General features: G+C 63.3%; 5 protein-coding genes. All 5 read right to left on the reverse strand.

The features are described 5' to 3' along the window. A partial coding sequence (locus NON22_RS13505; RefSeq protein ID WP_257387463.1) for a hypothetical protein occupies positions 1-328 on the reverse strand: 328 nt, incomplete at its 3' end. Between the two features lie 8 nt (positions 329-336). Continuing rightward, a complete protein-coding gene (locus tag NON22_RS13510; protein WP_257387464.1) occupies positions 337-921 on the reverse strand; it encodes a DUF7919 family protein in 585 nt (194 codons plus the stop codon). 9 nt (positions 922-930) lie between these two features. After that, positions 931-5,865, reverse strand: coding sequence for an RHS repeat-associated core domain-containing protein (locus NON22_RS13515; protein WP_257387465.1), 4,935 nt, complete (start codon positions 5,863-5,865; stop codon positions 931-933). Between the two features lie 360 nt (positions 5,866-6,225). Next, the gene (locus NON22_RS13520) at positions 6,226-6,795 is read right to left on the reverse strand and encodes a DUF7919 family protein (RefSeq protein WP_257387466.1); all 570 of its coding nucleotides are present in this window, start codon (positions 6,793-6,795) and stop codon (positions 6,226-6,228) included. Positions 6,796-6,797: 2 nt separating this feature from the next. After that, positions 6,798-11,639 (reverse strand): RHS repeat-associated core domain-containing protein, encoded by a 4,842-nt coding sequence (locus NON22_RS13525; RefSeq protein WP_257387467.1) that lies wholly within the window; start codon positions 11,637-11,639, stop codon positions 6,798-6,800. Positions 11,640-11,656: the final 17 nt, after the last annotated feature.

The raw sequence follows: 11,656 nt of genomic DNA on the forward strand, positions 1-11,656 counted from the left end.
CGAAGTCCGACGGCGGCAGATAGCTCCACTGCTCGCGGCGCGTGCCGTAGGGCGTCACGAGCGTGGCGCTCGTGCGGTTGCCGTGCGTGTCGTAGGTGAAGGTCGTGATGCCGCCCAGGGCATCGGTGCGCGTGGCCGGCTGCAGGTGTACGGGATCCCAGCTCGTCTCGGTGGTGCCGGCCGGATCGGTGACGCGCACGCTGGCGCCGTAGCGGTTCATGCGCGTTTCGGTCGGGTGGTTGCGTGCGTCGGTGACGAGACTGACGGGTTCGGCGAGCAGGCCGCGCACGGCCCCGCCGACACCCGTGTCGTAGGCAATGCGCGTCACGGCCCTATTTAGGAATTATTCTTTAAATGAAGGTCAAGCCAGTTCTTGTAGCGCTGCTCTTCGGCGTTAGGAACCTTTCCTGAAAATAAGTTTGCGCGAATTTTATAAAGTTCTACCATGGAATCTATGTCAAGGGATATTTCGTCAAAGGTTATGACCGCATCAAATGGTTTGGATAGATCTAACGACATCACCGAATCTATGAATTCATCTGGTGGCTTATAACCATGATCAGTAATTAGGTGGTCAATCATAGATTGACTTCCAAAAAAGCTTCCTGGAAGGTCGACTCTTGGAATGAGCAACTCAGAACTAAAGCTTGCTCGATTGCCAGGTTCGCATAATGTGCATGGTATTCCACTTCTTGTTTTATGGAAATGAAAATTTACTGGAAGTGTTGATAGTTTTGCTAGATAAAGTTTTTTAATTAAAGATGGCGGGACTCGACCAGAAGTAAATGATTCGTCTGCTCTGATCCACCCCACACGGCTAATTCGTGAGATTGTTTCGCTGCCTTCGTATCGATATGGAGCGAAATCCTCGTAGTAAGGGCTTTGCAAAATCAATAGGTTGTGCAGGTCTTGTTCATTCATTTTTCTCACCTAGTCATTGACTACGGTGCAGGCGGCCCAAACGAAGCAGCCTTGCTTTTCTTGAAGCATGGTTGAGAGTCGGGTCGGTTCTTTCACGGTTATGCTGTTTTCAAGGATTCGTAACGGCGATAGGACCGATTTACCCCGAGTATGTGTCCCTGGGTGCAGCCCTGTGTAGTCCGGAATTTCTGAACCTGGCAAGTATGTTTGCATTCCTCTGGCCTGGCCAGCTACATAGGCGTCTTTCTCTGCTGCGATTCGTATCGATTCCCAGTCTCCACGCTCCATCATCTGAGCAATGTCATCGCGTAGTGCTATGCCAGGGCGTGCTGCTGTTACAGCTGTTCCATCCGGTACGACAGTTGTCTTTATCGGGGCAATTAGTTCCCCGTGGCCGGCGAAAGCCCTTCCACTGCCTCCAGGGATGGTTTCAAGAGCTTCCTTGTGTCCGGCTTTCGGAGTGTCGAAGAATTCGGAGAGTGGCTTTTCCCCAAACGGATTGAATGTGGGCTTGCTTCCTTGGGCAAGGACAGAGGAAGACAGTCCATCGATCGATTCAGTCGATACGGTAATGGATTTAGGGAACTTTCTTGTAAGTAGCGTTCCTGTGGCAGCGCCGACGAATATCGCTCCTTCATTTCCCCACACTTCGCCAGCTTCGAAGTGCTTTCCAGACTTTCTCAGTGATTCGGCTTTGGCACTCTTTTCAGCATAGCTGTCGAGTATCGGGACTGGGCCGCCACGTATCACTTCCGCTGTCTCTGTGACTCCTTTTGCAAGAGTGTCGACAAACTCGTTAGTTTTGTAGTCGAACAAAAGTGCGCCACCGGCGCTTAAACCGAACTCAGCTGTTCCATAGAGAATGTCTGCAAGTGACGATAAGGTTCCGTAGATCAGGCCGTTGGTCTCCTGCCCTCGGTTGGCACTTTCCACTAAATATTTCTCTGCTCCGCGATCAAACGCATTTCTTTCGTCATCTGTTTTCAGAAGCGATCGAGCGCGAGCAATGGCGGCTTCGGACGTGTATGTTTGCCTTCCCGTCGGATCGACATAAGCCGTCGGATTGGCATAGGCGTAGAGATAGCGATGCAGACTGGGCGGTTCGAGGTCCTTGCCGGCCTCGGGATCTTCGGTCGTGAACCGCGCGGTGGCCGGATCGTAGTAGCGGGCCTTGGCGTAGTAGAGACCGGATTCGGTGTCCTTGAGGTAGCCGGTGAAGCCGATGGGTTGGTTGTCGGTGCTGGCGAGTTCGGCGTTGGCGCCGTTGCGGTTCGGTGCGATCAGGGCGCCTGTGGTGCCGAGTTGGGCGCGGATTTCGCCGAAGGCGTCGTAGCTCGTTCTGGCAGTGACAAGCCCGGCCGGATCGAGCAGCGCGACTGGTGAACGCAGCGCGTCGAGCAGGACGTGTCGATAGGTCGGGGTGGCGCCGGCCTGGGTCTGCGCGATGAGCTGGGTGGCGCTGTAGTGGAACTGGCGCCGGGTGTTGCCGATTGCGTTGGTTTCGGCGAGCAGGCTCTGGCCGTCGTACTGGTAGCGTGTGGTCGTGACGCCGTCGGTCTTCTCGCGGCGCAGGCCGTCGGGGTGGTAGGCGAAGGCCAGTGTCGCCGGGCCGTTGGGCGATGTGGGTAGGGTCAGGCCGACGAGGCGGTCTCTCGCGTCGTAGCTGTAGATCCGCGGTTGCTGGCCGTTGACCGCTTGCGTGGCCAGATTGCCGTTACTGTCCCAGGTCTGGACGACATTCACACCGGCAACGGGATCGGTCCGGCTGGTGAGCTGGTCCCGATCGTTGTACGTCAGCGTCGATTGGCTCAGGACGGTGGTGTTGCCATCGACAACGGTCTCGTTGGTCCGATTGCCGACCGGATCGAGCGTATAGCTCGTCGTGCGATTCGGTTCCTTGACCTCGACCAGGCGGTCGGCATCGTCGTAGACGTAGCGCGTGCTTTGCGTGGTGTCGCCGGTCGTGGCGCCATTGAGCTCGCGCTGCTCGGTACGGTTGCCGTTGGGGTCGTAGACGTAGTCGTAGCGGGCCAGGGTCTGGCCGGCCTTGCTGTGGCGCAGGGTCTGCAGGCGGCCGTTGTCGAAGTAGGCGTGTTCGGTGAGCGAGCCGTCGGGACGGGTGATCGCGGTCAGCCGGCCGCTCGGCGCGTAGCCGAGTGTGGTCGTACCCAGGCCGGGCACATTGACCTGCGTGTTCTGGTTCAGGTCGTTGTAGGCCCAGACGGTGTCGTGGCCGTCGGCGTCGGTCAGTCGGGTGCGATTGCCGACGTCGTCGTAGGCGTAGTGCAGTGCGCGGCCGTCGCCGTCCATCGCATTGACGAGGCGGTCGAAGTCGTCGTAGTCGCGCGTCTCGATTCTCGTGCCGGTGCTGCTGGTCTCGGTGATCGTGCGGACGTTGCCGTTGCCGTCGTAGGTGAAGGCCGTCGACTGGACGTCGCCGGCCGGCGCGGCGAGGTAGGTGGACAGGGTGGGGCGGTTCAGGGCGTCGTAGGCCGTTTCGGCCACGCGGCCGTTCGGCGCTTCGCTGCGGATGCGGTTGTTGTCGCCGTCGTAGCGCCAGGTCCAGGCGCCGCCGCCGGGATAGCTCTTTTCCTTGAGTCGATTGCGTTCGTCGTAGGCGAAGGTCGTGACGCGGTCGTTCGCATCGGTCACGCGAATACGGTTGTTGGCCGCGTCGTAGCCGAACGTCGTCGCATGCGCCTCGGGATCGGTGACCGCGGCGAGATTGCCGGCCGCGTCGTAGGCGTAGGTCCAGGTTGCGTCCGTGCCGTTGGGCCGTTGCATCGTCGTGCGATGGCCGACGCCGTCATAGGTGTACTGCGTGGTCTCGCCGGCGAGCGATTCGGAGGCGACGAATCGCCGCGGGGTGTACGTGTTCGTCGTCGTGCGGCCGTCGGCGTCGGTGTGGGTGGCGACGTCGCCGAGCGGGGTATAGGTCCAGTGTTCCGTGGCCAGGCCGGCGCGGTCTTCGCTGACCTTGCGGTTGGCCTTGTCGTAGGTGAAACCCGTGACGCGGCCGAGCGCATCGGTTTGGCGGCGCACGTTGCCTTCGCTGTCGCGTTCGATCGTCTGCAGGACCAGGCCGGCCTTGGCCTGGGTGCGCAGGCGGTTTTCGTGGTCGTACGTATTGACCGTCGTGATGCCGCGGCGGTCGGTCTGCGTCAGGACGTTGCCTTCGGTGTCGTAGGTCCAGGTCTGGATGCAGGTGGCGGTGGGCGAGGTCGTAGTTTTGGCGGCAACGAGCAGAGCCCGTGTAGCAGCCGGGATTGCGTTGTCCTGTGCTGAAGCCGGCACCGACACGGCCGTCATCACGGCGATCACGAGCCGCTTGGCGGCATGCAACCAGCCGACGATGCCGCCGCGGCGCGGCGTCGCTGCCGCTCCCGTCGCGAGCGGTGTGCTTGATATGCGTTCGGTCGTCGACGCGGCTTTCGCTGACGCCGCTTTGCCAAGCTCCATCCTCGCTGTACCCGCTGGACTATCCACACATTCCAGCGGATCGACCTGCTCGACCTTCTGGTTCAGGTCGTTGTAGCGCGAGGTCGTGGTCTGGTTGCGGGCATTGGTCTGCTCGATGGCGTTGCCGACTGTGTCGTAACGCGTGCGAACGGTGGCGTTCACGCCGTCGACGGCCGGGAAGGTCGTCGAGGTCCGGCGTCCGAGCGAGTCGATCGTGTACTGCATCAGCAGCCCGCGCGGATCGGACTCGGTCAGCACCTCGCCGTGGATCGTGTGCGTGAACGTGCGTGTGCGGGCCGATTCGCCCGGCAGCTCTTCGCGGATCAACCGGTGCAGGCTATCGTGGAACTGGTACGTCGTGCGCCCGTCGGCATCGGCGATGGACTTGAGCAGACCGTCGGGCCAGTACCTGCGCGACTCGACCGGCCCGAGGCTGTCGGTCGTGTCCAGCGGCCGGTCTTCGTCGTCGTAGGTGTGCGTCAGCAGCCGGCCGTTGGCCCATTGCTCGCGGATGCGGTTGTCGTTCGCGTCGTAGCCGTAGGTGGTCAGCTGGCCGGCTTCGGGACCGCGCTCCTCGGTGCGGTTGCGGCGCGCGTCGTAGGCGTAGCGCGTCCGATGGCCGAGGCCGTCGCTGTGTTCGATCAGGTTGCCCACGGCATCGTAGGCCCGGGTGCGCGTCGTGCCGTTCGCGTCGATCTCGGCGACGAGCCGGCCGTCGTCGTCGTAGCGGCGCTCGCGCACTTGCGCGCCGGAACCGCCGGCATTGCTGCGCGTCTCCGTACGCACCGCATCGCGGCCGTCGTAGGTGTAGGTCGTGACCTTGCCCAGCGGCGCGGTTTCCTGTTGCGGGCGGTCGCGTTCGTCGAACACGCGGGCCGTCGTGCGGTTCAGCGCATCGGTGCTCGTGATGGCATTGCCGTTGCCGTCGTACTGCGTGACTTCCTCGAGCCAACCGCTGCCAGCGTCGCCAATCAGCTCGCGCCGCACGTGCGTGCGCCGATAGGCCGGATCGTCGTAGCGGTACTCGCGCCGGCGCGTCTGGTCGCCTTCGCCGATCGTCTCGGTCAGCACGTGGCCGAGCGCATCGTAGGTCATCTGGGTCGTGCGCACGGCGCTGCCATCCGCACCTTCGTTGCGCGTGACGAGGCGGTTCGCGTCGTCGTAGACCAGGGTCGTGCGGTGGCCCGCGTAGTCGCTCTGTTCGATGCGGTTGCCGTTGGGATCGTAGCGGTAGGTGCGGGTCAGGGCGCCCAGGCGTTCCTCGAGCAGCCGGCCCAGCGGATCCATCGACGACACGGTGACGATGCCGCGCGGATTGGTGTGCGTGGCGATCCGCTGCGTGTCGTCGAAGTAGAAGGCGTCGATGGACTCGCTGCCGTCGGCGCCGGCGGGGTGCAGCACGGCCCAGACGCGGTCGCGGGCATCGAAGATCCAGTCGGTCTGTGCGCCGTTGGGATCGATCGCGCGGGTCAGGCGGCCGCGCACGTCGTAGACGGACTGCGCGACAGCGCCCAGCGGCGACTGCGCTTCGCGCGGATAGCCATAGGCGTCGTAGCGGAACAGCCAGGCCTTGCCGTTGCCGTCGACCTGGCTCGTGCGGTCGCCGTTGGCAGCGTACGCGTCGGTGAGCGTGATGCCGCCGCGCGTGGTCGTCGTGCGGTTGCCGCGTGTCGTCGTCGTGCGGTTGCCGCGTGGATCGTAGGTGAACGGTCGCCTGCGCCTACGCGTTTAGCAAGGCTGTCTCGTGATGACCTGCGAGCCCGAACCGCCGCCGAAGCGCTGACGGCGCAACAAAAAAAACGCAGCGATGGGGTTTATTGTGAAGGCGGATACCGCAGCCGATGGCTATAGCGGATTTTCATCCAGCCACTTGCGGTAGCGCAGGTGTGCGCCGCGACGGAAGTTCTCGCGCTGTTTTTCGGTTAGCTGAATATCGATGCGTTCGTTTTCTGCGTCCTTCGCCTTCTTTTCATACTCCTTTCGCATGGTCTCAGGAGGCAGCAGCAGGCTGTCGTAGATCACGATGGCATCGTACGGCCGGCGCAGATCGACGGCGAGCACGGCGCGGATAAAGGCATCGGGAGGCTGATAGCGGTGCGCTTCGATGTAGTGGGAGGTGAGGAAGGTCGTGGCGTAGTAGCGGTCAGGCACGTCGGAATCCGGGATAAACAGCTCCGCATTGGATGCCTCGCGATCGTCCTCTTTGCAAAAATGGCAATAGTGCAGGCCCCGGGTCAAAGCGCAGCGGTACTGCTGAGGATAGGGCGACCGTTCGATGGCGCGCAGCTTGGCAACCAGTTCCGCAGGCACTTCGCCCGTCGGGAAAGCATGGCCGCGCTCCAGCCAGCCTATCATCAGCAATTGCTGGCCGCCGACGACGGGGTAGTAGTAGGGCGACAGGTCTTCGAAGTACATCGCTAGTCTCCAAAGTTTTCGTCTTTAAAAACGGTGCAAGCGACGAAATTGATGCAGCCCATATTGGGTTGCAGTGTGGTGGACAGGCGTCGGGGTGTTCCGGTCGTCACCGAGTTTTTATGAATGGTGAGTGGATCCAGTTGCTTGTAAGCGGGCGGTAGCCAGGTGTAGTCCGGTATCGTGGATCCCGGTAGTGCAGTATGCATGCCGCTTAGTTCGCCCTGATAGAGCGGTTTGGCTGCGAAGTCTCGGGCCAACTCATCCCAGTTGCCGGCTTCGATCTTTAGCGCAATGTCGTCAGACAGCAGGACGTTGCTGCGCAACTGCGTGACGGCCGTTCCCTCGGGGACCTGCAGGTTTTGTAGGGGATAGTCGCGCTGACCGTGGCCTGACAACGCTCGTCCGTCACCACCTTCTTTAAGGCGATCTGCCAGCGCATGGCCGGCCTCAGGATCGTCAAAGAACTGCGCGAGCGGTTTTTCACCGGAAGGGTTGAAGGCAGGTTTACTATCGGCACCCTCGACGACGGTAGCAGCGGATCGATTGGTGACATTGCGCCCCATCTTCTGAGCAATCTTCTTGCCGATCCCACTACCAGAGAGCAGTTCTCCACCGAAGCTGAACATATCGCTGGCAGCGCCGCGGTCGCCTTCGATAGTGCGGGACGTTGTATCAACGGCCGCCGCGTGCAAAGCGGCGCCGGTGTCGATGGGATGTCGGACTATATGTGACGTGGCATCGACGGTTTGACCAAAGTCGATCGAGCCTTGTTGCGCGACGCCTTCGAACGCCTGTCCGGGAAGAGCTTGCGCGACACCGTCGCTAACGAGGTTCGCCAATCGAGTCGGTACGCTGCCGACGTTAACGACGACTCGACTAATGCTGGCAGCAACCATGCCGACAGTTCCATCGGATTCGGCGGCCCACTCCCGCAAGATGTCGTCGGTCTGATTGAGCCTGTCGCGCATATCGGTCAGGAAGCCAGCGCGCCCCGCCGGATCGACATAAGCCGTCGGATTGGCATAGGCGTAGAGGTAGCGATGCAGGCTCGGCGGTTCCAAATCCTTGCCTGCCTCGGGATCTTCGGTCGTGAACCGTGCGGTGGCGGGGTCGTAATAGCGGGCTTTGGCGTAGTAGAGGCCGGATTCGGTGTCCTTGAGGTAGCCGGTGAAGCCGATGGGCTGGTTGTCGGTGCTGGGGAGTTCGGCGTTGGCCGCTTCGCGGTTCGGCGTGATGAGACTGTTGCCGGTGCCGAGCTGAGCGCGGATTTCGCCGAACGCGTCGTAGCTCGTGCGTGCGGTGACCAAGCCGGTCGGATCGAGCAGCGCGACTGGTGAACGCAGCGCGTCGAGCAGGACGTGTCGATAGGTCGGGGTGGCGCCGGCCTGGGTCTGGGCGATGAGCTGGGTGGCGCTGTAGTGGAACTGGCGCCGGGTGTTGCCGAGGGTATTGGTTTCGGCGAGCAGGCTTTGGCCGTCGTAGTGGTAGCGCGTGGTCGTGACGCCGTCGGTCTTCTCGCGGCGCAGGCCGTCGGGGTGGTAGGCGAAGGCCAGCGTCGTTGGACCGGTCGGTGAGGTCGGCAAGGTCAGGCCGACGAGGCGGTCTCTCGCATCGTAGGTGTAGACGCGCGGCGCTTGGCCATTGACGGCTTGTGTCGCCAGATTGCCGTTACTGTCCCAGGTCTGGATTACCTGGACGTTGGCGACCGGATCGCTGCGATTCGTGAGCTGGTCCCGATCGTTGTACGTCAGCGTCGATTGGCTCAGGACCGTGTTGTTGCCATCGACAACGGTCTCGGCCGTGCGGTTGCCGACGGCATCGAGCGTGTAGGTCGTGGTTCGATTCGGTTCCTTGACCTCGACCAGGCGGTCGGCGTCGTCGTAGACGTAGCGCGTGCTTTGCGTCGTGTCGCCGGTCGCGGCGCCATTGAGCTCGCGCTGCTCGGTACGGTTGCCGTTGGGGTCGTAGACGTAGTCGTAGCGGGCCAGGGTCTGGCCGGCCTTGCTGTGGCGCAGGGTCTGCAGGCGGCCGTTGTCGAAGTAGGCGTGTTCGGTCAGCGAGCCGTCGGGGCGGGTGATCGCGGTCAGCCGGCCGCTGGGCGCATAGCCCAAGGTGGTTGTGCCCAGGCCCGGCACGTTGACCTGCGTGTTCTGGTTCAGGTCGTTGTAGGCCCAGACGGTGTCGTGGCCGTCGGGATCGGTCAGGCGGGTGCGGTTGCCGACGTCGTCGTAGGCGTAGTGCAGGGTGCGGCCGTCGCCGTCGACGGCATCGACGAGGCGATCGAAGTGATCGTAGTCGCGGGTTTCGATCCGAGTACCACTACTGTTGGTCTCCGTAATCGTGCGGACATTGCCGTTGCCGTCGTAAGTGAAGGCCGTCGACTGGACTTCGCCGGCCGGTGCGCCGACATACGTGGACAGGGTGGGGCGGTTCAGGGCGTCGTAGGCCGTTTCGGTTACGCGGCCGTTCGGCGCTTCGCTGCGGATGCGGTTGTTGTCGCCGTCGTAGCGCCAGGTCCAGGCGCCGCCGCCCGGATAGGTCTTGCCGCTGAGCCGGTTGCGTTCGTCGTAGCCGAAGGTCGTGACGTAGTCGTTCGCATCGGTCACGTGCGTGCGGTTGTTGGCCGCGTCGTAGCCGAACGTCGTCGCATGCGCCTCGGGATCGGTGACCGCGGCGAGATTGCCGGCCGCGTCGTAGGCGTAGGTCCAGGTTGCGTCCGTGCGGTTGGGCCGTTGCATCGTCGTGCGATGGCCGACGCCGTCATAGCTGTACTGCGTGGTCTCGCCGGCGAGCGATTCGGAGGCGACGAAGCGCCGCGGGGTGTACGTGTTCGTCGTCGTGCGGCCGTCGGCGTCGGTGTGGGTGGCGACGTCGCCGAGCGGGGTATAGGTCCAGTGTTCCGTGGCCAGGCCGGCACGGTCTTCGCTGAGCTTGCGATTGGCCTTGTCGTAGGTGAACGCCGTGACCCGGCCCAGCGCATCGGTCTGCCGGCGCACGTTGCCTTCGCTGTCGCGCTCGAGCGTCTGCAGGACCAGACCGGCCTTGGCCTGGGTGCGGAGACGGTTTTCGTGGTCGTACGTATTGACCGTCGTGATGCCGCGGCGGTCGACCTGCGTCAGGACGTTGCCTTCGGTGTCGTAGGTCCAGGTCTGGAGGCAGGTGGCGGTCGGCGAGGTCGCGGTCTTGGCGGCGAAGGACGATGCAGGCGCCGTGGTCTGCCTGATCGCTGAGGTTCGTACCGTTGCGCCTGTCGTCGCACGAGACGCATCGAGCGCGTGAGAAGCCGGCGTCGCGGTTGTCGGTGCGATCGTAGTGCTGGCTTGTGTTGCAGCGGCGATCACTGCAGCGCTGCGGATGCCTGCCAAGGACGCCGGCGACGTGCTGACGTCGCCCTGTGCCGATACCGGCGAGGACACCGCCGTCATCAGCGCGATCACGAGCCGTTGCGCGGCTCGTAGCCAGCCGACAATCATTCCGTCACGTTGCGCAGCCGTCGTGCCTGCAACATTCGTCGAACCTCGTGCGCTTTCAGCCGTCGACGCGGCCTTCGTTTTGCCAAGCTCCATCCTCGCTGTACCCGCTGGACTATCCCCACATTCCAGCGGATCGACCTGCTCGACCTTCTGGTTCAGGTCGTTGTAGCGCGAGGTCGTGGTCTGGTTGCGGGCATTGGTCTGCTCGATGGCGTTGCCGACTGCGTCGTAACGCGTGCGAACGGTGGCGTTCACGCCGTCGACGGCCGGGAAGGTCGTCGAGGTCCGGCGTCCGAGCGAGTCGATCGTGTACTGCGTCAGCAGCCCGCGCGGATCGGACTCGGTCAGCACCTCGCCGTGGATCGTGTGCGTGAACGTGCGCGTGCGCGCCGACTCGCCGGGCAGCTCTTCGCGCACGAGGCGATGCAGGCTGTCGTGGAACTGGTAGGTCGTGCGCCCGTCGGCATCGGCGATCGACTTGAGCAGACCGTCGGGCCAGTACCGGCGCGACTCGACCGGCCCGAGGCTGTCGGTCGTGTCCAGCGGCCGGTCCTCGTCGTCGTAGGTGTGGATCAGCACACGGCCGTTGGCCCATTGCTCGCGGATGCGGTTGTCGTTCGCGTCGTAGCCGTAGGTGGTCAGCTGGCCGGCTTCGGGACCGCGCTCCTCGGTGCGGTTGCGGCGCGCGTCGTAGGCATAGCGGATCAGGTGGCCGAGGCCGTCGCTGCGTGCGAGGACATTGCCGGCCGCATCGTAGGTCAAGGTCCGCGTCGTGCCGTTCGCGTCGATCTCGGCGATCACTCGCCCGTCGTCGTCGTAGCGGCGCTCGCGCACCTGCGCGCCGGAACCGCCGGCATTGCTGCGGGTCTCGGTACGCACGGCGTCGCGGCCGTCGTAGGTCAGCGTGGTGACCTTGCCCAAGGGGGCACTTTCCTGGATGAGCCGGTCGCGCGCGTCGAACACGCGGCTGGTCGTGCGGTTCAGGACATCGGTACTGGCGATGGCATTGCCGTTGCCGTCGTACTGCGTGACTTCCTCGATCCAGCCCTCGCCGACGAGCTCGCGCCGCACGTGCGTGCGCCGATAGGCCGGATCGTCGTAGCGGTACTCGCGCCGGCGCATCTGGTCGCCTTCGCCGATCGTCTCGGTCAGCACGTGGCCGAGCGCATCGTAGGTCATCTGGGTCGTGCGCACGGCGCTGCCATCCGCACCTTCGTTGCGCGTGACGAGGTGGTTCGCGTCGTCGTAGACCAGGGTCGTGCGATGACCCGCGTAGTCGCTCTGTTCGATGCGGTTGCCGTTGGGATCGTAGCGGTAGGTGCGGGTCAGGGCGCCCAGGCGTTCCTCGAGCAGCCGGCCCAGCGGATCCATCGACGACACGGTGACGA

Origin of the sequence: Tahibacter caeni (assembly GCF_024609805.1) — a bacterium.
In the GTDB taxonomy this organism is placed as follows: domain Bacteria; phylum Pseudomonadota; class Gammaproteobacteria; order Xanthomonadales; family Rhodanobacteraceae; genus Tahibacter; species Tahibacter caeni.

Coding starts and splice junctions, on each gene's coding strand:
- NON22_RS13520 (WP_257387466.1), bottom strand. CDS start 6,795: ATGTACTTCGAAGACCTGTCGCCCTACTACTACCCCGTCGTCGGCGGC.
- NON22_RS13510 (WP_257387464.1), bottom strand. CDS start 921: ATGAATGAACAAGACCTGCACAACCTATTGATTTTGCAAAGCCCTTAC.
- NON22_RS13525 (WP_257387467.1), bottom strand. CDS start 11,639: ATGGATCCGCTGGGCCGGCTGCTCGAGGAACGCCTGGGCGCCCTGACC.